Source organism: Halodesulfovibrio sp. MK-HDV, assembly GCF_009914765.1.
GTDB lineage: Bacteria > Desulfobacterota > Desulfovibrionia > Desulfovibrionales > Desulfovibrionaceae > Halodesulfovibrio.
Genome location: NZ_WYDS01000012.1, coordinates 49,406 through 72,655 on the forward strand (window position 1 = coordinate 49,406; position 23,250 = coordinate 72,655).

Annotated in this window: 19 protein-coding genes; 14 read left to right on the top strand and 5 right to left on the bottom strand. The window is 44.2% G+C overall.

Going from position 1 to position 23,250, the window contains the following annotated elements; genetic code table 11:
- The first annotated feature begins 26 nt into the window (after positions 1–26).
- Positions 27–683: a penicillin-insensitive murein endopeptidase gene (locus tag MKHDV_RS10700; protein WP_216846904.1), complete on the top strand. Its 657-nt coding sequence runs from the start codon at positions 27–29 to the stop codon at positions 681–683.
- A 75-nt stretch (positions 684–758) separates the two neighbouring features.
- Here MKHDV_RS10700 and MKHDV_RS10705 read toward each other — a convergent pair whose 3' ends face one another.
- Positions 759–3,962, bottom strand: coding sequence for a DEAD/DEAH box helicase (locus MKHDV_RS10705; RefSeq protein WP_160715140.1), 3,204 nt, complete (start codon positions 3,960–3,962; stop codon positions 759–761).
- 207 nt (positions 3,963–4,169) lie between these two features.
- Here MKHDV_RS10705 and MKHDV_RS10710 point away from each other — a divergent pair, with 207 nt between their 5' ends.
- The 10 genes from MKHDV_RS10710 (at position 4,170) to MKHDV_RS10755 (ending at position 18,371) form a co-directional block, all read left to right on the top strand.
- Positions 4,170–5,864, top strand: a complete 1,695-nt coding sequence (locus MKHDV_RS10710) for a peptide-binding protein (protein WP_160715142.1) — start codon at positions 4,170–4,172, stop codon at positions 5,862–5,864.
- A 3-nt stretch (positions 5,865–5,867) separates the two neighbouring features.
- Positions 5,868–8,021: a bifunctional (p)ppGpp synthetase/guanosine-3',5'-bis(diphosphate) 3'-pyrophosphohydrolase gene (locus tag MKHDV_RS10715; RefSeq protein ID WP_160715144.1), complete on the top strand. Its 2,154-nt coding sequence runs from the start codon at positions 5,868–5,870 to the stop codon at positions 8,019–8,021.
- Positions 8,022–8,429: 408 nt separating this feature from the next.
- Positions 8,430–9,482 (top strand): chemotaxis response regulator protein-glutamate methylesterase, encoded by a 1,053-nt coding sequence (locus MKHDV_RS10720; RefSeq protein ID WP_160715146.1) that lies wholly within the window; start codon positions 8,430–8,432, stop codon positions 9,480–9,482.
- Between the two features lie 37 nt (positions 9,483–9,519).
- A complete protein-coding gene (locus MKHDV_RS10725) occupies positions 9,520–11,442 on the top strand; it encodes a HEAT repeat domain-containing protein (RefSeq protein WP_160715148.1) in 1,923 nt (640 codons plus the stop codon).
- Between the two features lie 12 nt (positions 11,443–11,454).
- Positions 11,455–12,333, top strand: coding sequence for a protein-glutamate O-methyltransferase CheR (locus MKHDV_RS10730; RefSeq protein ID WP_160715150.1), 879 nt, complete (start codon positions 11,455–11,457; stop codon positions 12,331–12,333).
- 36 nt (positions 12,334–12,369) lie between these two features.
- Positions 12,370–13,146, top strand: coding sequence for a ParA family protein (locus MKHDV_RS10735; protein WP_160715152.1), 777 nt, complete (start codon positions 12,370–12,372; stop codon positions 13,144–13,146).
- Positions 13,140–14,090, top strand: coding sequence for a chemotaxis protein CheW (locus MKHDV_RS18940; protein ID WP_254060458.1), 951 nt, complete (start codon positions 13,140–13,142; stop codon positions 14,088–14,090). The genes MKHDV_RS10735 and MKHDV_RS18940 overlap by 7 nt, the downstream gene beginning before the upstream one ends.
- 12 nt (positions 14,091–14,102) lie before the next feature.
- On the top strand, positions 14,103–14,471 hold the full coding sequence (locus MKHDV_RS10745) for a response regulator (RefSeq protein WP_160715154.1): 369 nt from the start codon (positions 14,103–14,105) through the stop codon (positions 14,469–14,471).
- Between the two features lie 210 nt (positions 14,472–14,681).
- Entirely contained in the window at positions 14,682–17,639 is a 2,958-nt protein-coding gene (locus MKHDV_RS10750) for a chemotaxis protein CheA (RefSeq protein ID WP_160715156.1), read from the top strand.
- A 108-nt stretch (positions 17,640–17,747) separates the two neighbouring features.
- On the top strand, positions 17,748–18,371 hold the full coding sequence (locus MKHDV_RS10755; protein WP_160715158.1) for a YigZ family protein: 624 nt from the start codon (positions 17,748–17,750) through the stop codon (positions 18,369–18,371).
- A gap of 57 nt (positions 18,372–18,428) precedes the next feature.
- Here MKHDV_RS10755 and pgl read toward each other — a convergent pair whose 3' ends face one another.
- Both pgl and MKHDV_RS10765 read right to left on the bottom strand, forming a co-directional pair.
- Complete coding sequence (gene pgl, locus MKHDV_RS10760; RefSeq protein WP_160715160.1) at positions 18,429–19,163, bottom strand: 6-phosphogluconolactonase; 735 nt, start codon at positions 19,161–19,163, stop codon at positions 18,429–18,431.
- Between the two features lie 105 nt (positions 19,164–19,268).
- A complete protein-coding gene (locus MKHDV_RS10765) occupies positions 19,269–19,766 on the bottom strand; it encodes a hypothetical protein (RefSeq protein WP_160715162.1) in 498 nt (165 codons plus the stop codon).
- Between the two features lie 221 nt (positions 19,767–19,987).
- Here MKHDV_RS10765 and MKHDV_RS10770 point away from each other — a divergent pair, with 221 nt between their 5' ends.
- The 3 genes from MKHDV_RS10770 (at position 19,988) to yjgA (ending at position 21,315) form a co-directional block, all read left to right on the top strand.
- On the top strand, positions 19,988–20,314 hold the full coding sequence (locus MKHDV_RS10770) for a hypothetical protein (protein ID WP_160715164.1): 327 nt from the start codon (positions 19,988–19,990) through the stop codon (positions 20,312–20,314).
- A 77-nt stretch (positions 20,315–20,391) separates the two neighbouring features.
- A complete protein-coding gene (locus MKHDV_RS10775) occupies positions 20,392–20,697 on the top strand; it encodes a hypothetical protein (protein ID WP_160715166.1) in 306 nt (101 codons plus the stop codon).
- A gap of 96 nt (positions 20,698–20,793) precedes the next feature.
- A complete protein-coding gene (gene yjgA / locus MKHDV_RS10780; protein ID WP_160715168.1) occupies positions 20,794–21,315 on the top strand; it encodes a ribosome biogenesis factor YjgA in 522 nt (173 codons plus the stop codon).
- 126 nt (positions 21,316–21,441) lie between these two features.
- Here the strand turns inward: yjgA and MKHDV_RS10785 are convergent, their stop codons facing one another.
- Together MKHDV_RS10785 and MKHDV_RS10790 are read right to left on the bottom strand one after the other, a co-directional pair.
- Entirely contained in the window at positions 21,442–22,554 is a 1,113-nt protein-coding gene (locus MKHDV_RS10785; RefSeq protein ID WP_160715170.1) for a tetratricopeptide repeat protein, read from the bottom strand.
- Between the two features lie 211 nt (positions 22,555–22,765).
- Positions 22,766–23,086, bottom strand: coding sequence for a hypothetical protein (locus tag MKHDV_RS10790; RefSeq protein WP_160715172.1), 321 nt, complete (start codon positions 23,084–23,086; stop codon positions 22,766–22,768).
- Between the last annotated feature and the right edge of the window lie 164 nt (positions 23,087–23,250).

Below are 23,250 nucleotides of genomic sequence, written 5' to 3' on the forward strand. Positions count from 1 at the left end.
GGCTGACTTTGGTGGTGATGCTGCTGATGTCGAGCCTTCCAGCATTTTCTGCTGAAGAAAGCATTTGCTTTGGTGAAACACGATCTGGTCACTTGTCAGGCGGTGTCAGGCTTCCGCGTACTGGTTTGAATTTTTCTGCATATTCTGATCTTGGGTGGATTGCAGGAAGAACGTATGTTCACTCAAAAATCGCAGAAGTTGTGTTGGCTAGCTATAAAGCACTGCAAAAGACAATACCTGATGCAACTTTTGTGTACGGCGAAACAGGTTGGAAGTCCGGTGGGTCTTTTAAGCCGCATAAGACACACCAAAATGGTCTTTCTGTAGATTTTATGGTTCCTGTTCGGAATTCAAAGGGTAAATCTGTCCCGCTGCCTTGTTCTGTATTCAATAAACTTGGGTATTCATTAGAATTTGACCGCAGAGGCCGGATGGATGATTTGCAGATTGATTTTGAGGCAATGACTGAACATATCTACTGGTTGCATAAGAAAGCAGCAGAGCGCGGTGTGAAGATATGGAGAGTTATTTTTGATCCTGCATTGCAGAAGCAGTTAACAGGAACAAGCCGCTGGCCGTATTTAGAAAAGTATGTTCAGTTTTCTACAAGACGTTCATGGGTTCGCCATGACGAGCATTATCACGTGGACTTTATCGTGAAATGTAGAGCGAACCAAAGTTAGGCGGTTGGCAGTTTTTAAGGATAAAAAAAGAGGGAACCAGTTGGTTCCCTCTTTTTTTATTGCTTGTCTGCTGAACTAAATATCGAACAGCATTTCAAGATCGTCCCGGGTGAGTGATTTCCATGCTTCCTTACCAGGAATAATAGAGTCTGCTACACCTTTTTTCATTTCCTGAAGTTTGAGAATCTTTTCTTCAACAGTATCCGAACAAATCATTTTGTATGAGAATACCTGAGACTTCTGCCCGATACGGTGAGCACGGTCAGTCGCCTGATTTTCAACAGCAGGGTTCCACCAAGGATCATAGTGGATAACGTAGTCAGCACTTGTCAGGTTAAGACCAGTACCGCCTGCTTTCAGAGAGATGAGGAAGATAGGAATATCCGGTGAATCGTTAAACCTGTCTACCTGATCGAAACGGTCTTTGGATGTACCGTCAAGGTACGCGTACGGAATATCTGCAATCTGTAACCATGAGCGAATAATGTGCAGCATGGATACGAACTGTGAGAATACCAGTACTTTGTGCCCTTCAGAAACAATGTCAGTAATCATGTCCTTGAATGCTTCAAACTTACCGGAAGGCAGGTTTGTCGTAAATCCAGGCATGTTGAGATTGAGAAGGCGCGGGTGACAACAAATCTGACGGAGCTTGAGAAGTGCATCCAGAATAGACATCTGGCTGCGTGCCATGCCTCGTTCGTCCACGTCAGACATAACCTGTTCTCTAAGCTTGGAAGCCAAGGCATGGTAAAGCTCTGCCTGCTCTTCAGCAAGTGCACAGTACTGAACGTTTTCGATTTTAGGCGGCAAGTCTTTTGCCACTTCTGCTTTTGTACGACGTAAAATAAATGGTTTCACGCGAGTACGTAGTTGCTCGATTGTTTCTTCGTCACCATCTTTAATAGGTTTCACAATACCACGCTGGAAGGCGTGCTGTGAGCCAAGGAAGCCCGGCATTAAGAATTCAAAGAGAGACCACAGTTCAAACAAGTTGTTCTCAATCGGGGTACCGGAGAGACAAAGTCTCTGTTGGGCGCTGATTTTCCGAACAGAGCGAGCTGTGATGGTATTCGGGTTCTTAATGTTCTGTGCTTCGTCAAGGATGATAGAGTTAAACTCATACTTTTGTAACTCTTCAAGGTCACGGCGAAGCAGGGCGTATGTTGTTACAACTAAGTTAGAATTGTTGATCTGTTTAAACATGTTTTCACGACGGGTTCCGTAAATAATAAGACGCTTGAGTTCTGGTACGAACTTAGCGGCCTCACGGTCCCAGTTGGGGAGAACAGAGGTTGGAACAACAATAAGGTTAGGGCCGTTGTCTCCACGTTCTACCATGTGCTGAATAAAGGACAGAGTCTGGATAGTTTTACCGAGACCCATTTCGTCGGCAAGGATGCCGCCGAAACCATATTCACGCAGGAAGTTAAGATAGCTGAGACCCTGCTGCTGGTATCCGCGAAGTGTGGCTTGTAGCCCTGCTGGCGGATCAATAGAGGTAACTTCTTTGAAAGTATGTATCTTTTCGCGAAGCGTATCCCAGAATCCATCAGTTTCCACTTCAGGAAGATCATCAAGCAAGTTGTCCAATACCGGCGCTTCGTATTGTTCAAAACGTTGCTGTGGTGGCTGTTCAGGGTCAAGACCCATAGCGCGCAGTTTGTGCGCAACTTTTTCAAGCCAAGACTCTGGCAAGCTGGTGTATGAACCGTCTTTCAACTGAACATAGCGTTTGCCCTGAGACCATGCTTTCCAAATAAGATCGATCGGAACCTTCTGGCCATCGTAATCAACTTCAATATCAAGAGAGAACCATTTTTCGTCCTCATTGGATTCCACGGTGGCATTGATAACCGGAGTGGCAAGGCGAACCTTGTACTTGGAGAGCGCTTTTTCGCCGAATACTCGGTACTGCTCAACAAGTTTAGGGTACGCATCCAACAGGAAGGTAATAGCTTCTTCAGGTTCCAGGAACCAGATACGGTTGTTACGCGGCTGGAAGTTCATTTCCAGCAATTTTTCAGCAAGAAATGCCTCTTCACCCTGCATGCGGCGAATGAGGTATGTGGTGCCTTCGTAGGAATAACTACCTGTCATAAATTCAGGGTTAGGCCCCGGAAGCAAGAATTCTCCGTGAATTGTCTCGTAAAAGTTCTGAATTTCCAGAGTGAGCAGTGAACCTTCTTCATCAAGGAAAAGTTTCGGGTTGTACGTGCCAGGAACAAAAATAGGTTCCATGTGCTCCAGAAACTTCTCAGGCTCATGTAAGTCGGACGTCGGGAACTGTGTCCAGACTCGGTCAAGAAATTCAGGGATATCATCACGGCTGACGTGCGGAGGATGCTGCACAAGATCCTGAACGAGTATGGCGTCCAAGGTAGTGTGAACAGGGTGGAACCCTTTTTTCCAGCAAACCCATAACGGCATCTGGCCGTGGAATGATACGTCCTCTTCAGTAATTGATAAAGGTTGCTTACCGCTTCCTTCAATCATTACCGCAAAGGTGAGACCAGCTTCCTCAAGATCAGGCTTGAGCTTAAGCTGCATGGTTGTAGTTTCAATACGGCACGGCTTATCTGTGTCCTGCCAGAACAAGTAATACTCATTCTTAACAGTCCAGAGGAACCACGTGAGAAGACCATCGGGGATTTCTACACGATGTCCGAAATAGTCGTTGTACTTGCCGACTTGTTCCAACAGCTCTGCAAGCCCCGGAGTCTGTTCATGCCAGTCCGGATGATCGAGGAGTTGCTGGATTGTAATTTCGTTATGCACTGTGGACAAACCAGATTTGTTCTGTCTCGCACGGAAGAACGAAACCTGTAATCTGCCCGGTTCTGGGTGAAAACGGTAAAGAAGGTAGTGTCTGCCGGCTTCTGGTTCGAGTTCGGTAGAGAAGTAGGATCTGAAGTTTTGTCTCCAGTCTGAGCGTGGCTTCGCAGGAGCAGCCTCGGTAGTAGCTCCCTCTTCAAGAGAAGGGATGAACTTGAGAGCAGCGGCACCTACGTGACGACACGCACCAGAAAACGCCTCAGGACAGTTGCAGATGAAGTTTGTGGAGTTCTCGTGGAAATCCAGCGAAATTTTCGGAGAATAAATCTGAAAATCTTCACCTTGAACTGTACCGGAGATGTCCCAGTATCCGTCCCCTTTTTTAACACTAATCTTCTGAACTCCGCCGGAGTCGAGAAGATATTGGGAACCTTCGATAATATATTCTGGAATGGTACTCGATACCAATTCATGAAGCAGTTTTTTTGCGGAAGCCTCATCCATCTAAAAAAGCTCCTTGTGGAGTATGTAACGCCCAAAAAAGGCGTCCCGCTATGTTACCCTATAGCAAAGGGGCATAAGGTTGTTCAAAATTCAATCAGTTTTCAATAAGGTAGAAGTTTGTTAGCGTTACTTCTACCGTCTTAAATATTTTTTTCTGTATCCACTCAGGATACTCTATCTGATGATTTTGGCAATAGTGAGGATGCTATGCATTGCAGTTTGCAAAATAGAGTGCTTTTGGGAGCACTGTTATGTGTTCTATTTTTAACAGGTTGCAGCTCTCCTGCTGAAAAAAAGCAATCTGCATCCAACTCTGCGGCTTCTGCTAACAAGCAATCCGCAAGAGCCGTTGGAGACAATACAACAAATATTCAGAAACCGGAATACGGTGGACGCATTATTTTAGGCTCAATTGGCGATATAGCAAATATGATTCCTATGCTGAGCTCTGATGCTGGGTCTCACGAGGTTGCATCAAATATTTATGTGTCTCCTCTAAAGTACGATAAAGACTTAAAAATTGTTCCATACGCAGCAGAATCATTTGAAGTTTTAGATGAGGGAAAGAAAATACGCATCACGATGCGTAAAGATGTTGTATGGGAAGATGGAGTACCCCTTACTGCGGAAGATGTAGAATTTACATATAAATTGTATATCGATCCCAATACACCCACAGCATATGCACAAGACTATCTTTTAGTAAAAAAGTTTACTTTGATAGATAAGTATACCTTTGAAGCAACATACGAAAAACCTCTTGCCCGTATTTTGTTAAGTTGGATGTTGGACATAATGCCTAAACATCTGTTGGAAGGTAAAGATGTTACCAACTCTCCACTTTCCGAAAACCCCATTGGTGCAGGCCCGTTTAAATTTAAACAATGGGATAGAGGCCAGAAGATTGTTCTTGAAGCAAGCGACACATACTTTCTTGGCAGACCATACCTGAATGAAATGGTGTACCGCGTTATCCCAGACACTACCACGATGTTTCTGGAATTGAAGGCAGGGCATCTGGATATGATGTCGCTTACACCGCAGCAGTATTTATATCAGACCGACAGTAAATACTTTGAAGAAAATTTTGCAAAGTACAGATATCTATCCTTTGGCTATTCCTTTTTAGGCTTCAATTTTAGGAACCCGCTTTTTAAAGATTCAGCTGTTCGAAGAGCAATTTCTTACGCAATCGATAAAGAAGGGCTGGTTAAAGGGGTTTTATTCGGACAGGGCAAGCCAACTATCGGGCCGTACAAGCCGGGTACATGGGTCTACAATAAAGAGATTGAAGACTACGGGTATGACCCTGATAAGGCAACGAAATTATTAGAAAAAGAAGGTTGGGTTAGAAATGCGGATGGCATGCTTGAAAAGGATGGCATACCGTTTATGTTCACAATTCTTACCAACCAGGGGAACGAAGCACGAATAAAAACTGCCACGATCATTCAAAGTCAGTTGAAAGATATTGGTATTCAGGTCACTATTAGAACTGTTGAATGGGCAGCATTCATCAAAGAATTTTTGAATAAGGGACGCTTTGACGCACTTATTTTGGGGTGGAACATCCTTCAGGATCCGGATATTTCTACAGTTTGGCACTCTTCACGGGCTGAAGACGGTGGCTTGAACTTTATTAAATATATCAATCCGGAGCTTGATAAATGGCTTGATATTGGTCGGAATACTCTCGATATGAAGGTGCGTAAGGAAGCGTATGATCATGTGCAGGAAATTTTGCACACGGACCAGCCATATTGCTTTTTATTCGTTTCATATGCGTTACCGATCGTACACAGGCGATTTAAAGGAATTGAGCCTGCACCGGCAGGCATTACGCATAATTTAGACCGATGGTGGGTTCCTAAAAGCCAGAGGCGTTACGAGGTTGCAAACTAATCCATGATCAGGATTCAGGAAATATTAGATAAAGTAACAGAACTGCGTCCCGATGCGGATGTAGCTCTGATTCAGAAAGCGTACGTGTTTTCTGCTGCTGCGCATGCTGGCCAGACTCGCCTTTCCGGTGAGCCTTATCTGTCGCATCCGCTCTCTGTCGCTTATGAGCTTGCCTGTATGCGTATGGATGATGTTTCCATTGCTGCGGGATTATTGCACGACACGGTAGAAGATACGTCTGCTACCATTGAAGTCATTGATACTCAGTTTGGTGAAGAAGTCGCGGATGTTGTCGATGGTGTAACAAAAATTAGTTTGATGACATTTGCAAGCAAGGAAGCAGCTCAGGCGGAAAATATCCGTAAAATGATCCTTGCGATGGCGGAAGATATCCGCGTTCTTATTGTTAAGCTCGCGGACAGAGTGCACAATATGCGCACTCTTGATTTCCAGAAGACTCACAAGCAAAAACTTATTTCGCAGGAGACTATGGACATTTATGTCCCTCTTGCTAACCGTCTTGGCTTGCACCGTATTAAACTGGAACTTGAAGATTTAAGTTTTCGTTACCTGCGTCCGGAAGTGTTTAGCTCCATTACCGAATGGTTGGATGCAAACAGAACTTCAGGGCAGGAATACATCCAGAGCGTGATTCAGCTCCTCTCATCAATGATGAGCGATAATACCATCAAAGCCGAGATTAAAGGGCGTATTAAGTACCGCTATTCAATCTATCGCAAGATGGAACAGCAGAACCTAACACTTGATCAGGTTCATGACATTATTGCGTTTCGTGTAGTCGTTAAAGATGTGCGCGATTGTTATGCTGTACTTGGTCTTGTTCACGCAATGTGGAAGCCGGTTCATGGTAGATTTAAAGATTACATCTCCATGCCTAAGGCGAACATGTATCAGAGCCTCCATACTACTGTTGTAGGGCCGGAAGGTGAGCGCATCGAAATTCAGATCCGTACTGATGAAATGGATCAGTTGGCTGAATTCGGCGTAGCTTCACACTGGCTGTATAAAGAGGGTGGCGGAGGACGTCTGAAAGCCCGTGACGTGCAGCAGTTTACATGGCTGCGCGAACTGCTCGACTGGCAAAAAATGGAAACGGATTCCAAAGAGTTTATGCGCTCTTTGAAGTTCGATCTGTTTAAAGACGAAGTCTATGTGTTTACCCCTGGTGGTGATGTAAAAGAATTACCGGAAGAGGCGAGCCCTATCGACTTTGCGTACATGATTCACACACATGTTGGTGATAAATGTTCCGGTGCAAAGGTAAACGGCAAGCTTGTTCCACTTTCTACTCCATTGAAAAATGGTGATACCGTAGAAATTATTACAGATCAGCACAGACATCCTAGTCGTGATTGGCTGCGCTTTGTAAAGACTGCAAAAGCACGTACCCGTATCAACCACTTTATTCGTACGGAAGAACGTACCCGTTCCATCAGCCTTGGTAAGGAGATGTTGGAAAAATTGGGACGCCGTATGGATATTAACGTCCAGAAGGCTCTCAAAGAGGGTGCGTTTGAAGCGGTTGCCGATGAATTCAACCTGAAGGAAGTGGATGAACTGCTTTCACAGGTTGGGTATGCACGTTTAACTCCTCGCAAGATTCTTCAGCGTCTCCAGCCGAAAGAAGTGCCGGATGTTGAAGAAGCAGAAGTTGCTCCAACTCCTGATGATAGGATTGAGCAAACTCTTGCAAATAGTGTGGGCATTAAGGGTGTTGATGATGTCCTGGTTCGTTTCGCGCGTTGTTGTACTCCTGTACCGGGCGAAGCTATCATCGGGTTCATTAGTCGTGGGCGTGGTGTAACTGTTCATACATCAGACTGTCCTAATGTTCAGAATCTTGAAGCTGAGCGTCTCATCTCCGTATTCTGGGATGGAACAGAGGATAAACCGTATCCTGCTCGTATCAAAATGATCGCCAAGAATATTATGGGGATGATGGCAAAGGTTAGTGACCTGCTTATGCAGGAAAAAGTTAACCTTGATGCAGGCGTGTTCCATTCAATGGTGGATGGAATGTCAGAAATGGAGTTTACTGTAGAGGTGCGAGACATTGCACATCTATACAGAACTATTGATAAACTCCGTGCACTAGAAGGAATGGTAGAAGTATCTAGACTTTCCTCTTCAGATTAATTTGTTTTTGCCGATAAGAATTGTAGCCGCGGTCTGTTTGTGACTACAGTTGTTACTTTGCAATACAAGTAGTTTTACATAGAATGTAAAAGCCGCGATGCCAAAACATGGTTTCGCGGCTTTTTTTGTTCTTACTTTAGTTTTTGTTGCTGTTGTAGGCAGTGGAATGTTTTATGAGAGTCAGTACTTTTCATTATGCAAGCCATACTCGCGAAGTGTTAGTTGATACTGTATAGGGAATGCATGTAAAAAATGTTTTTCCTTAAAATAGCGAATAGTTGCCTATTGTAAAATAATTAGAATTCTCTATGGTGTTCTAAACAGACAGGTAGCGACATACAGTATATTGCTGTTGGAAGAATGTGCATACTGTACTGATCCGTTGAAAAATGTGAACAGGAGATTCTGTTGATTAGGGTTGTAGTAATAGATGACTCCGCTTTTATGCGGAAAGCGCTGACAACAATGCTGGAGAAGGATCCAGATATTAAAGTTGTAGCAACAGCACGTAACGGTGCAGATGGACTTACTGTCATCAGACAGCACGATCCTGATGTTGTAACACTTGATATCGAGATGCCCCAGATGGACGGCCTTACGGCACTCCGACATATTATGATGGAGATGCCGCGTCCTGTTTTGATGATCAGTTCCCTTACTATGGAAGGTGCAGAGTCAACACTTAAAGCTATGGAGCTTGGTGCTGTTGATTTTATTCCAAAGCAGCTTTCCAAGGTTTCTCTTGAGATTGTCAAAATTGAAAAAGACCTTCAACAAAAAGTAAAACATGTATCTCGCCGTAAAATACGTGCTCCGCGCACCAGTCGTCCGCCGCTTGCGGCAAAGGCTGCTGCACGCATGGCACCACCTGTTATGCGCGGGAGACCTAAGCGTGATGTTGTCGCCATTGGTGTTTCTACTGGCGGCCCTCCTGCGGTGCAGAAGGTGTTATCTAAACTTCCTGCAAATTTCCCTGCTGCTATTTTAATAGCACAACACATGCCTGCTGCGTTTACCGGTCCATTTGCCAAACGCCTTGATAGTGTTTGTCAGATTAAAGTGAAAGAAGCATCAGGTTCTGAGCCAATCGTACCCGGAACTGCATATATTGCACCGGGGGGAAAGCACATTGTGTTGCAGCAGCGTGGGTCCAGAATGGAAGTTGTGGTGAAAGAAGAGCCTGCCGATGCGTTATATAAGCCATCTGCTAACGTGTTGATCGAGTCTGTTGCCAAAGCACAGGGACGTCGTGCTGTGGGGGCAATTTTTACTGGTATGGGGAATGATGGCTTGCTTGGAATTCGTGAATTGAAAAGCAGAGGCGGCTATATTCTAGCTCAGAATGATGCCTCATGTGTTGTTTACGGAATGCCTAAGGCCATTGTGGATGCAAAGCTGACCGACGAGATTTTGGATATCGATGATATGGCGGCAGCTCTGATGGCAAGCATTTACAAATAATGTATGCGGGATTTCCGCTAACGAAGAAGGTACATGTATGTCTGGATGTGACAAAATTTTAAATCAGTTACGCTCTGATGATTCCGAGTCCGTTCGTGATGCTGCCTTTGTTGCAGGTTCAGAAAAGATGGAGTGTGCGGTTCCGGAACTCATCCGGCATATACAGGAAGGCAACTTAGGGGTGCAGGAAGCTGCAGATCGTGCTCTTCGTGTTATCCGCGGGAAAAAAACTGTTCAAACAGTAATTCCATTACTTGCTTCCGAAGAAGCTCCGGTACGTAACGCTGCAATGGATATTTTGCGCGAAATTGCCGAAGACGATCTCGAAAGTGTGATGAGCCAACTTGGTAGCACAGATCCTGATCTTCGAATTTTTGTTTCGGATATTTTAGGTTCTTCCAACAGTCTGTTTGCTGTTGCACCACTCTGTGATGCACTGCTTAAAGATGAAGAAGTTAACGTTCGTTATCAGGCTGCTGTCAGCTTGGGAGAACTTGGCTTTTCTGATGCAGCAGATAGCCTGATTCAAGCATTGGAAGATGAAGAGTGGGTACAGTTTTCTGTAATCGAAGCTCTTACTAAAATTGGCGCAGCGCAGACTGCTGGTGCGTTAGTTCGTGCTCTTGGACATTCCACTCCGCTTGTAGCTTCCATGATTGTTGAAGCACTTGGCGAAATGGGTGACCTTAAGATCGTCCCACTACTTATAGAGCAGATGGCAACAGCACCTGCACCATTACAGAATAAAATTTGCCGCGCTGTTGTACAGCTTTTGGGAGATAAGACTCTTGAATTGCTTCCGGCTGAAAAGCGGGATCAGTTTAATAATGCTTTGCTTGCTGCTCTTGAAGATGAAGATGAGCAAATACAGCTTGCAGCGTTACGTGGTCTTTCAACCGCCAAAGGTGATGAGGCAACACAGAAAGTGATGAGCACTGTCGCCACTTTTAATGTTGATCGCGATACCGATAAGCTTATTGCTGCTGTAGAGTGCCTTGCACATCTTGGTTGTAATAACGCCATGCTGGATGTGTTCCTTGATGACAACGAACTTGCTTTGCGCGTTGCGGCGGAAGCCGTTTCCCGTATGTCTGAAGACGAGATGAAGAAAGCCATTCCGACTCTTCTTTCCGTATTCAACGATAAAGGGCTGTTTGTACAGCGCGACCTCATTACAGTGCTTGTTAAGGCTGCTAGTTCTTCAGAGGAAATGTTCTTCCAGAATATGTTGAACGAGCACACCGATGAATTGATTATTAAGAAAGCATTGTACTTCCTTGGTGAAAATACAAATTCTCCTAAAAGTGCCGAAATGATTTTCGAAATGCTGTCTCATGAGTCCTTTGAAGTGAAGGATGCAGCATTAGAAGCAGCAATTGCCATGAATAATGAAATGCTTTGGATTCGTTTTGTATCCAGAGTGGAAAGTGAAGATGCTACAGAGCGCATGATGGCAGTCTACGCTCTTGGTAAATCCATGAATGATGTTCATGTTGAACTGCTCAAAGAAGCACTTTCCGATCCTGTTGTTGATGTTCGACTTGTAGCACTGGAAGGGCTGATTGCGCTGAGCTCTGAACCTGCAACTCTTGTAGACCAAGTTCAAGCTCTGCTCCATGACAGCAATAGAGATATTCGACTTGCAGTCATCGATATGATTGGCAAAACCCAGTCTGAAATCTACCAGACTGATCTTATTGAAGCTTTGAATGACGAAGATGACTGGGTAGCGATACGCGCAATCGAGCATCTTAGTGCACTGCACACTGATGAAGTGGTGGAGCCATTGCTGAATGTTTTTGCGGCAAGAAGTGTTCTTGTTCAGCATAAGGTAGTAAAAATGCTTGGTAAAATGGGCACAGAACGTTGTTTCGGTGCACTGTTAACCATGATGAGTCACGATGATCCGGAGATTTGTGAAGCTGCAGAACGAGCGGCAGATCAAATCAGAAGCAGATAGTAGGGGGGCCATGTGTCATCACTTTTCTCGAGATCCACAAGTTTTCAGCGGGAGCTTCATGCCAGTGATGAAGAGTTTCGCCAAATCAGAGATCATATCTACGATTTGTGCGGGATTCATATTGCTGACAACAGAAAGTACCTGGTTGAAAATAGATTGGCAGCACGCCTGAAAGATTTAAATCTTAAAACGTTTGGTGAATATTACTACTACCTTCGGTACGATAAAAACCGTAGAGAAGAGTTGAATAAACTCTACGAAGTGATTACGACAAACGAGACAAGCTTTTATAGAAATCCACCACAACTCAAGGTTTTCCAAGAGGTTGTGCTTAAAGAAATGTTGGACACCCTCAGAGCAAAACGTAGCCGTAGGCTCCGTATCTGGTCTGCTGGCTGTTCCTCCGGTGAAGAGCCATATACTTTGGGCATAATTTTGCATGAAGTTCTCAAGACTGAAATTGCTTCCTGGGACATCAAGATTACAGCAAGCGATATTTCCACTGCTGTTCTCGGAGCTGCAAAGAGCGGAATTTATTCCGACTATGCGCTGCGAACCACTCCTCCTGAAATTACTCGTAAGTATTTCAAGAAGGATGGAAGGGAATATCATCTTGCAGATAACGTGAAAAAACTTGTCAGGTTTGATCAGTTGAACCTTAACGACAAGTTGCAGATGAAACGGATTGAGCGGTCTCAGATTGTTTTCTGTAGAAACGTAATCATCTATTTTGATGATGAAATGAAGACTCGGGTAATGAGTTCTTTCTACGATAACCTCCAGCCTGGAGGTGCATTGTTGATTGGACATTCTGAGTCATTGCATAATATATCTCGGGCATTTAGACCTGAACATCATAAGGGTGCAATCGTTTATCGCAAAGATTCTTAATCTGAAGCAGCGGGGCATCCTGTAGAGGAGTATAGTTTGAACGCCAAAGTTCTGGCTATCGCCAACCAAAAAGGCGGCGTGGGAAAAACTACCACAACTGTCACCCTCGGTGCAGCGTTAGCACGTATGAATAAAAAGGTTCTCATTATGGATCTTGACCCTCATGCGTGTGCTTCTGTCCACTTGCGTTTTTTTCCGGATACAGTGCAGCGCACAACATACGATTTGTTTACAGCGCCGCGTAAGGTTTGGCCGTTGTTATGGAAGCAGTTAATCGATAGAAAAGACGGTCAATATTTTGACGTTGCACCGGCATCTATCAGGCTTTCAGAGCTCGAGGTTGACCTTAAGGAAAAACACGGAAAGGGCAGTTTGCTTAAATCTGCGCTCGAAGAGGTTCGTGATGAGTATGACTATATCCTCTTGGACTGTCCGCCCCAGCTGGGGATGCTTCAGGTAAATGCGATTGTTGCTTGTGATCTGTTAATTATACCCATTCAGACAGATTTTTTAGCGCTACATGGGCTGAAATTGCTTTTTGATACGCTACGCACCCTTAATAAGGTTTTGCCAAAACCAGTTACGTACCGTGCATTGGCTACAATGTATGATAAGCGAGCGGGGGCGTGCCGCAGGGTACTGGATCTGCTCGGTAGAAAAATGGGGGATTTAATGTTTTCCTCAGTAATTGGAATTGATACCCGCTTTAGGGATGCAAGTGCTCTGGGAAAGAGTGTATATGAAATTGATGCATCCTGCCGTGGGGCACGTGGGTATGAGCTTTTGGCAAAAGAGGTAGAAAGCCTATGGTAAAAACTCCTGAAGAATATTTTGAAGATCATTTATTTGATGTTGTGCAGGCTGAACCCGCAAGTACTTTTACTGCGGCTGAAGCAGCATTTATGTCAAAATACCTTGGGGTGAATGAATCAGAAGCATTAGAGCGACTTGGATTGAATAAATCCATTGAGCCGGAATGTGTTCTTACTGCGGTTGGCTCATCATATGAGACTTCCGCAACTGCAGAACCGATTCCGACAGTTACGCTTGCTGCTCCTTCAGAAGAACTTGTCCAAAAGATGAATACGCCTTCATCTTTTGAAGAAGATGAGGTGAAAGTCTCGTCTACTGCACCAAGAGCTCAGGCTCCTGAGATTGCAGTTGCTGAACCTATTCAGGATGAGGTTGCAAATTCTGCAAGCAAATCCGTTATGGAAGACAGTTCAGACGTTGATACACAGGCTCCAGTGGCTGGAGAGAGAACTTGGCATGGTGGCTTAGAGAGAGAACCAGATTTACTTGAACAGCTTCGTAATGAAAGCGAATTGCAAATGGTCAGCTTTTTTCTTGGACGCCAAGAATTTACTGTTCCAATTAATGCCGTTCAGGAAGTAATCCGGAGCTTGCCAGCAACCAAACTTCCCGTTGCACCACCTTTTGTGACTGGAGTCATTAATTTACGGGGGATAGTAACGCCGATTATTCAATTGCGGGAATTACTCGGTATTGCTGGTTTAGAAGAACAAGAGCGGGCAGATAAATTTATTGTGGTTTGTAAACGGCACGGACTCCAGTTCGGGCTTGTTATCGACACTGTACACACAATGTACAGGGTGCCGCAGGATTCCATTGACTGGGCTGTTGAATCTCATCTGGGAATCGCAGTTCAGTATATCTTTGGTTTAATGAAATCTAAAGACTCGCTCATAAGTATTATTTCAGTTGATAATATTGTTGAAGCCATTCTTGAAGGATAGAGAGCGCTAAAAATGAGTAAACATATTCTGATTGTAGACGATTCCAAGACAGTTCGAAATCTCGTAGCGTTTATTATGAAAAATGAAGGCTTTAAGGTTACTGCTGCGGAAGACGGTCTTGATGGTTTGGAAAAATTGTATTCCTGTGGAGCTGTTGATCTCATTATTACAGATATCAACATGCCGCACATGGATGGTTTTACCTTCATTGAAAACGTGCGCAAGCAGGACACATACCGAGACATGCCTATTGTTGTTCTTTCTACTGAAGGACAGGAGCAGGATATTAAGCTTGGTATGAGCCTTGGAGCGAACCTGTACATGGTAAAACCAGCACAGCCAGAAAAAATGGTTCGAAACGTTCGAATGTTACTTGGCTAACCGACGTTGTGATCTTTTTGCTACTGCAAGTGGTTGCTTGCAGTAGTTTTTCTGTGACCTAAATGCGTTCTGCATGTCATCGGTTTGTTTTTTCTTTATGTTTTCTAATTATCTGTAAAATACTACCGATACTATATTAGACAGAGCACAGGCGGTTGTTGGGCTTGCCTGTATTATGCGTTTTTCACTACATCCATTTGGGGACAAAGTATGAGCCAAGATTTTTTAGATCCGGAAATTTTTGCTGATTTTATTATCGAAGCAAAAGAACATCTGGAGACTATCGAGCCAAACTTGTTGGAACTTGAAAAAGATCCGGAAGATACCTCGTTATTGAATGAAATCTTTAGGCCGATGCACTCGTTAAAGGGCGCATCCGGTTTTCTTGGTCTCAATAAAATGAACACACTTGCGCACCGTGCTGAAAACATCATGGATGAATTGCGCAAAGGGACTATGGCAGCCACTCCTGCGATAATGGATGTGATTCTTGAGGCTACAGATGCTTTACGCAAGATCATCGATAACCTTGATAATGAGGGGGAGGAAGGCGACGTAGCAACCGAGCCGATTAATCAGACACTTGATGCATTGCTTGCTGGAGATGTTCCGGCACCGGCAGCAAGTGTTGCTGACTCTAATGAACCTGAACCTGCCGCTGTTGAAGATACGCCTCTCGAAGCTGTGCAGGAAGACAATTTTATTGAATTAGAAGAAGCTGAGCTGGATACTGGCAGCCGTGTTGTCGTAGACCTTCCGGAAGGCGAGCTTTACTCGCTCACGTCTTTTGGTGAGGGGCACCTACGTGACTTTATTGAAGAAGCCATTGAGAACACAGCCGACCTGAGTAATGGTCTTCTCGAGCTTGAGCAAAATCCAGATGATAACGATGATCTTGTAAATGACCTGTTCCGTTTTTTCCATAACTTGAAAGGTAATAGCGGAATTATTGGTTTTCATGAGCTGAACAGCCTTACACACGAAGCTGAAACACTGCTTAATCAAACTCGTAAAGGTGAGCTTCCTGTTACTCAGGGACTTATTGATACCTTGCTTCGCTGTGTAGATTTTATTGATACTCTTGTTAATAAAATTGATGCTGAATCCGGCCTTGTTCCACAGTTTGATCTTTCCGAAATTTTATCTGTATTGCGCCACGCTGTAGAGCATGGTGAATTCCCTGAAGTTGCTAAGGATGCACCAGCGCCTGCACCAGCGGAAGAGCCTGTTCAAGAAGCTGAAGAAGTGGAAGAGATTCCCGAGTACGACAAAGAAGACATGGATATCTTCATCGTAACACTCACTCAGCAGCGTGTTGCAGTAGAACTTGCAGTCAAAGAATTAGAAAAAGATTCTTCTCAAGAAGAGTTTATTAACAGCCTGTATCGCAGTCTTGTTACCACGCAGAATTCATGCAGCTATATGCAATATGATAAGCCTCGTGTTCAAGCAGAACGTACGGCGGGTCTTGTGGATTCCGGTCGAAATGCCGACATGGACTTTGCACTCATGCTCGATTTGTTGCTTCAGGAAATTGAAATTCTGAACGATATGATTGATGCAGAGTTGGCCGTTTTCTCTCTTTGTATTGATACCAGTGCGCGATTAAAAGGCGTGGGCGAGCGTTCCCCTGAGCCACAAAAAGAATTGGAACTTAATCTTGAACTGCCAGATACCGGCAGCGCCGATTCTCCTGTTTCTTTTGTTGCTAATGCTCTTGTTGAAGAGCCGGAACCAGAACCAGAACCGGTTCAGGAAGCTCCTAAGCCAGCTCCAAAACCTGCTGTGCCAACTAAGCCGGTTGAGCCTGTTGAACCCGTTGAATCGGTTAAGCCAGTTGCAACACCAGCACCCAAGCCTGCACCGAAACCAGCACCTAAACCGGAAGCGAAAGTAGCTTCAAAACCGGCAGCAGCTCCCGCACCAGCTAAGGCAAAAGAAAAGGCACCTGCAAAACAGCAGAAGCCTAAATCTTCCAGTACGATTCGTGTTGATCATGAAAAGCTTGACCATTTGATGAACCTCATCGGTGAGCTTATCATTAACCGAAATAGGTACACCATGCTTGCCCGTAACCTTGAAAGCGGACAGAACGTAGACATTCAGGAAGTTGCTCAGTCTTTGACTGAAACAACATACGCAATGGCACGTATTTCTGACGATCTTCAGGATACAATCATGAAGGTTCGCATGGTTCCCGTGTCTTCAGTATTCTCTCGCTTCCCGCGTTTGGTTCGAGATCTTTCCCGCAAAAGCGGCAAGCAGGTCGAACTGATTATGCAGGGCGAAGAAACAGAACTGGATAAAAGCGTTGTCGAAGTTATCGGTGATCCACTTGTTCACCTTATTCGAAATGCAATGGACCACGGTGTAGAGTCTGAAGAAGATCGTCTGAAAGCAGGTAAGCAGGGTAAAGGCACAGTCCATCTGCGCGCATATTACCGGGGTAACTCCGTAGCCATCGAAATTGAAGATGATGGTAAAGGAATTGATCCTGAAAAAATGCGTGAAGTTGCTGTTAAGAAAGGTATTCTCGGTGCTGATGAAGCGAAGCTTCTTGATGATCGCGAAGCAATGGAACTGATTTTTGCACCGGGCTTCTCGTCTGCTGAAACGATTACAGATATTTCAGGCCGAGGTGTTGGTATGGACGTTGTTCGTACTAACATTAAAAACCTTAAGGGTAGCGTGTCCATTAATTCCGAACTTGGAAAGGGCACTCGTTTTACTCTTACTCTGCCGCTTACACTGGCTATTATTGACGCTCTTATGGTCAATGTTGCCGGAGAAGAATTTGCAATTCCGCTTGATGCTGTTTCCGAGACAACAAAAATCGAAGCAGAACGTCTTACGGATGTGAATGGTCGTAAAGCTGTTACATTGCGGGGTGAAGTTCTTGGTCTTGTCTACATGTCAGACCTGCTCGACTTACCGCGTTCTGAAGAAACAGGCGTGCTCTCAGTGGTTGTTATTCATGATAACGATAGAAGGCTCGGACTTGTTGTAGACAAGCTGCATGAGCGTCAGGAGATCGTTATTAAGCCACTTGGTGAATACCTTGGAGATCTTAAGGGTATTTCCGGCGCAACAATTATGGGCGATGGTTCTGTAATACTGATTCTTGATCCGCATGAAATTTACCTGATGGCGACATCTAAAGCGATATAGCTGCCGGATAGTTTATAGAATGTTATAAGAGAGTCTCACAATGAGGCTCTCTTTTTTATTGCCGTAAAAAGAATTGCAAGGAGCTCTTCAGAGGGGTATTTGCATTGCATGTCAGATAGGTACCTTATTCCAGATACGAAACAGTATCGTGTTGAAGATAGCATTAAGAAGAGCCAGTTTATTGTAACGCTGGCTCATACTCCCTCTGTGGAAGAAGCAAAGGCATTTGTCTCTGCTGTGAAAGCAGAATTTCCCGATGCCACGCATAATTGCTGGGCGTATCAGGCGGGGCCTCCCGGAACGACTGCCATGGTAGGCATGAGTGACGACGGAGAACCGCACGGTACAGCAGGAAAACCCATGCTTAACATGCTGCTGCATGCTGACGTGGGGGAAGTTGCTGCTGTTGTTACGAGATATTTTGGCGGAACAAAGTTGGGTACCGGCGGGCTGGTTCGTGCATATTCCGGTATGGTGAAGCTTGGACTGGAAACAGTACCTACTCGAGAGAAAATTACACCGGTACGGCTTGAGGTCATTATGGACTATAGCGCCGTGACATTATTTAAGCGAATGCTACCGAAGTATGAGATAAAGGTGCTTGAAGAAACGTTTGGTGCCGATGTTACTTTTGTTGTTGAGATGCCAAAAGAACATGGAAAGAATTTTTCTGATGCCGTTGTGGAACTTACAAACGGTAATGCCTTGATAGATGATGTTACTGACGCATAAACGTGAATATAAAAAAAGCCCTTGTTCTCAGGAATAAGGGCTTTTTTTTATGTAAAATTAACCATTGTATGCGTCTTGATCAACAACCCAGTAGAGTCTTCCTTTATGAGGCTGAACTCTTTGAGCAGGTAGTGTTCTTTCGCCTAACAGGTCGAGTGCCTTTACGAGTACACCATGTTTTTCTTTTCCTTGAATCAGAAAAACACATGCACGCGCATTGTTTAGAACAGGCAATGTGAGTGTGATGCGCCAAGCTTCCATTTCACGGATGTACTGATCTGTTACCAGTCTGTTAGTAATCTCGATGCCATCATACCCTGGGAAGAGTGAGGCTGTGTGCCCATCTGGTCCCATCCCGAGCAGGATGAAGTCAAAGCGTGGAACTTCGCCGTCGCCAAGTTGGAAGTGGCGGCGGAGAAGGCTTTCGTATTCATCCGCAGCTTCCTGCGAATTGATCTCGCCTTTCATTCTATAAAAATGGGTTGCTGATACTTTATGAAGTAACTCTTCTTTTGCAAGACGATAGTTGGATTGCTCATCATCCGGCCCTACACTTCGTTCATCCACCCAGTAAAAGTTTACCTTTTCCCATGGGATATCCGCGCAGAACTGCGATGAAGCAAGAACTTCAAAAAAGAGTTTCGGCGTATGACCGCCGGAAATTGCTACGTTGTATTCTCCGCGCTTTTCGATTGCGTCGTGGCAACGGTCAACAAAGATTGTTGCGGCATGGCGGGCGAGATCCTGTGGGGATTCAGTAACAGAAAGTGTCAGATCAATAGTTTTTGTCATAGTGCCTCCGTATTGCTCAACAACGGTGCAGCTATGATGGGCACTGCGCCGTAGTATATTTGTTAAACAGCATGGTTGCATACTTTGTTCACTATTAAAACGGTTTTATTGCTGCAAAGTGTCTTTGCGGGGCAGAAAGGTTGTTCGCAGAAAATTTGAGCTAAAGAAGTTCATAGGATTTCGGGATATTGCATCCGGAATGACATGATACCAGCGATAGCCAAGCTTCTTAAAATAGGTCGCAGCAAGATGGCGGTGTCCTGTTTCTTTTGCTGCAAGAAGGGCAGCATCGCGTTGACAGCGAGAAGTAGAGAGAAGCTTGAGGATACGCGGGGTGAATCCTCTGCGCGAAAAGATAGCTTTGATTCTTTTGAATTCTCTAAAGCGGGAAAAGGCATCAGCCTGACATAAAATAACGCCCCAGCCAAAAAGTGCAGAAAGTACAAAAAGCACAGCCCCATAGACCGAAACCCCATTATTCAGGATGAAATGGGCCTCTATGTAAAGTGTTGTAGCTACAAACAACAATGTTAGCGCGGTTGCATGTGGAAACGGTGCAACTTTAATGTAACGGATGATAGTTCTGTATAATGGGGTTCGCACTGTTGTAGTACCTATGTCATGCTTACATGTAATTTATTAACGGTAAGGTCGAGATAAGATGTGTTGTAATATAAAAAGCGTGGTTGCTAAACAATACTTAAAGACTAAGAGAGTTACATAGAACAAAGAAAATTGTATATCTGAAAGCCTTTGATACAGCATTCTTTGTGTTGCATTATAGTAAGATAAAAATCCTATTATTGTAGAAAAAGGAGCAGCACATGAAAGAATCCAATGTCAGACTAGAGATTATCGAAAAAATTAAGACTGAGTATAACGCAACCGGTGCGATTCATATTGATTATGAGGATATAAAACTAAACGATGATGGAAAAGATGCATTAATCAAGAGTGCTGAAACATTAGCAGAGAGATTGGGGCTACATCATCATAACCTCCAAAAGCACCTTTATAATAATATATACTACATTGAACCCGCAGGGCCGCTTGTAGTGGCTATCTCTTTGCCAGAACAAAAAATTGAAATGTTTGCACAGATGCCTCAATCAATGTGGTCGTTTAGATTAAACAACAGGTTTGTAAACTGAAATAAACAGCCACCGTACACATTGTGTCGTAATTTAGTATAATATGTATCGGTAGGCTGTTCAAGCGCGGAGATAGTATGCAATTATCAATGAGACAATACTATTTAGCAAAGAAACTGCAAACAGAACGGTTTGGGGAAATAGCCGTTCCTGTTGATCCAGAGCGGATTCTTTTGCACCATGAGGCAACAACCGTTGTGCGCTCGGCCGCAGATCAGGTTGCAAGTGAGTCGGCAGTTACACGGGATGAAATTATTTCCCGCTTGTTCGATAATGTTTTCAGATTGGAGCCGTCAGATACTCTGATGTTGCTTATTGAATTGCCGAGACATGATATAGAATTTTATGTGGAACTACCGAGCGCGTTGTGGAATTTTAGATAATGACGGTTTTTGTGTGAGGAAAAGCGTTCTTGTGTATGCAGAGGCTTTACGAATGTAATTCCCTGCGGTAGAAGCAGACCATCTTGGAGGTCTAAGATGGTTACAGATAATGAACAGGATGTGGAATTTGAAGAGGACGACGGATATTTAAGCCGTTCAGAAAAGAAACGTCGCAGCACAGCTATCCAAAAAATCGGAGAAGAGCTGGCGTCTTATCCGATCAGCGCTATTCGTTCTTTTAATCTTCCGGATTTCTTGATGCAGGAATATGAAGAACTGCACACAATTACTAAGCACGAAGCCAAACGCCGTAAAATGCAGTATATTGGCAAAATGCTTCGTGAAGTAGATATCGAGCCTATTAGGGCGCGTATTGAGGAAGCACAGGAAGGTAAAGCTGCTCAGAGTGCTGATTTTCATCACTTGGAGCGCTTGCGTGAACGCTTGATTCAAGGTGATAAAGAAGTACTTAGCACGATTGTTGAATCATATCCGAATGTGGATATGCAGAAACTTCGTCAACTTGTGCGTAATACAAAAAAAGAAATGGAAAAAGAGAAGCCGTTAAAATCTTCTAAATTACTTTTCCGCTATTTGCGCGAACTGGATCAAGGCTAATAACCTTCCTTGTACACAGACCTTTGTGCATAAAAATGCCTCGAAAGAATTTCTTTCGAGGCATTTTGTTTTTGGTACTGATTGAGCAAAAAAGCATTTTGTCACATGTGGCCTGTCATTGCATCATTATGGGTGCTGGAATGACTGGTAGGCCTGATAGCTGTATTTAGCTACAGAAACAATTTCAGATAACGCTGGATAGCTGTCTAACCAGTTTACCTTCTTCTGCCTCGAGGGGTGCCGCCGGGCAGGGGCACCTACAATTCTCTTGTATAGGAGCTTTGCTTTTTCCTCGTGACCTTGTTCATAAATCTTTTTGCATATCCCTTTTGCAGCTTGCTGCGGGGCTCTTGTAAACATGCAAGCACGAGAAATTTGTTGATGCAGGTGTATGCCGGGGCTTAATTTTTCACCGTGCACATACGCAGAGGCTGCGTTTGTAAAATCACCTTCCTGCAGGAGTGATTTTGCGGTGGAGTACAACGGGTTTTCTTTTTCATGAGTGGCATATAGTGGCTTCAGTGCATTTGCGGCACCTTCATAGTCGTGTTGAGCCATGTAAATGTCACCAGCTGCATTTAGTTCCTGAATGTACTGCCCATTGTCTCTTTTTCCCTTCCATGCTTTAGCGCGTCCAACATAGGCAGCACCGTGCTTTGGATTAAGGGAAATGGCCTGAGAGAACGTTTCAATAGCGCTGTCCCAGTGATGATTTTTCAGTAGCTTTTTACCACGTTCGCAAAGAGTGTCTGCTGTGTCTGGTTCCGGTGCAAGTAATGCCTTAGTATCCTGGGAACCCTGTGGCAGTGCAGATGTAGGAATTGCTATGCCGTAGGTATTACGTACGGCATGAATCACTTGCTGCACTAGTCCGTCCATTGTGTATGGTCGGGCTAAAAAAGATGAGTGCCCTAACGTGAGAGTACGCATCACAAAGTCTTTTGTCGGTGAAGTTGAAACTGCAAGAACAGGAACACCTATTTGGGTTCGAATGCTTTTGAGCTTATCTATCAAATAGTGAGCATCGCCATCTTTCATCTGAGCACCGCAGAGTATCAAGTCAAATGAATCAATTTCACCTGACTGAGCCTTGGATAACGAGCGGAACGTTCCAGAGACTGAATCTACTATTAGTGCACTACGGATTCCAATGCGAAACAGCATTTTTCTATCCAATGCGGCTTCAGCACTGTTTCCATTGATGATGAGTGCATGTTCAGGTTTTTTGGGTGTGCTCATGTAGCGCCTCTATAGTATAACTTAACTAAGTGGTTTTCGGGATTCTGTGCTGGGGAAACGTCGCTGAATAAGTTAGTCGTGTATCGCCTGTTTTTCAGTAATAGAGTCGTCAAGTTTTTCGGAAGAAGCTGCATAGGCATGTAGGGGAATTACTTTGCCCATTTTTCTTTCGGTTGGCTGTGCTTGCTGAACTGGTTGAACATTGTATTGTTTACCGCAGCGCCAGCATATTTTTTTTAGTACTACCATGAGGCAGACGTACGAGCATCCCTTCTTCTTTACAGCATTCTGCGCAGAACGGACCGTGTCGGACACTGCCTGTTTTTAACCAATAGTAGTTACCGTCAAAAATCAGGTTTTTAGAAAAGTGAAGAATGTCATCATATTCTTTTACCTGAATTTTGAGCGTAGATACCTGATCACAAAGCGAAATATACTTCGACTGAAGTTCTTTCAGAAGATGCTTTGCTTCGCGGTTTTTTCCTTTCAAATAAAGTTCGCTAACTTCTTTGAATTTAGAGTAGTCGAGCATTAACTGCCTCTTATGCGAGTTTGAAGTTGTCTTACTACAACTATCGGATTGCAAAGAGAAATCTTTAAAAAACGGCACAGGTTAAGCGTTATACTCTTATTAGATCTGGTATTCTGTACAATCATAAAAGGCACGAAGTCAACGAAGATACTTGATATGCAAAG

Excerpts from the sequence above, each read along its gene's own strand:
- MKHDV_RS10700 (WP_216846904.1), top strand. The coding sequence starts at position 27 with ATGTCGAGCCTTCCAGCATTTTCTGCTGAAGAAAGCATTTGCTTTGGT.
- MKHDV_RS10705 (WP_160715140.1), bottom strand. The coding sequence starts at position 3,962 with ATGGATGAGGCTTCCGCAAAAAAACTGCTTCATGAATTGGTATCGAGT.
- MKHDV_RS10710 (WP_160715142.1), top strand. The coding sequence starts at position 4,170 with ATGCATTGCAGTTTGCAAAATAGAGTGCTTTTGGGAGCACTGTTATGT.
- MKHDV_RS10715 (WP_160715144.1), top strand. The coding sequence starts at position 5,868 with ATGATCAGGATTCAGGAAATATTAGATAAAGTAACAGAACTGCGTCCC.
- MKHDV_RS10725 (WP_160715148.1), top strand. The coding sequence starts at position 9,520 with ATGTCTGGATGTGACAAAATTTTAAATCAGTTACGCTCTGATGATTCC.
- MKHDV_RS18940 (WP_254060458.1), top strand. The coding sequence starts at position 13,140 with ATGGTAAAAACTCCTGAAGAATATTTTGAAGATCATTTATTTGATGTT.
- MKHDV_RS10745 (WP_160715154.1), top strand. The coding sequence starts at position 14,103 with ATGAGTAAACATATTCTGATTGTAGACGATTCCAAGACAGTTCGAAAT.
- MKHDV_RS10750 (WP_160715156.1), top strand. The coding sequence starts at position 14,682 with ATGAGCCAAGATTTTTTAGATCCGGAAATTTTTGCTGATTTTATTATC.
- MKHDV_RS10755 (WP_160715158.1), top strand. The coding sequence starts at position 17,748 with ATGTCAGATAGGTACCTTATTCCAGATACGAAACAGTATCGTGTTGAA.
- pgl (WP_160715160.1), bottom strand. The coding sequence starts at position 19,163 with ATGACAAAAACTATTGATCTGACACTTTCTGTTACTGAATCCCCACAG.
- MKHDV_RS10770 (WP_160715164.1), top strand. The coding sequence starts at position 19,988 with ATGAAAGAATCCAATGTCAGACTAGAGATTATCGAAAAAATTAAGACT.
- MKHDV_RS10775 (WP_160715166.1), top strand. The coding sequence starts at position 20,392 with ATGCAATTATCAATGAGACAATACTATTTAGCAAAGAAACTGCAAACA.
- yjgA (WP_160715168.1), top strand. The coding sequence starts at position 20,794 with ATGGTTACAGATAATGAACAGGATGTGGAATTTGAAGAGGACGACGGA.
- MKHDV_RS10785 (WP_160715170.1), bottom strand. The coding sequence starts at position 22,554 with ATGAGCACACCCAAAAAACCTGAACATGCACTCATCATCAATGGAAAC.
- MKHDV_RS10790 (WP_160715172.1), bottom strand. The coding sequence starts at position 23,086 with ATGCTCGACTACTCTAAATTCAAAGAAGTTAGCGAACTTTATTTGAAA.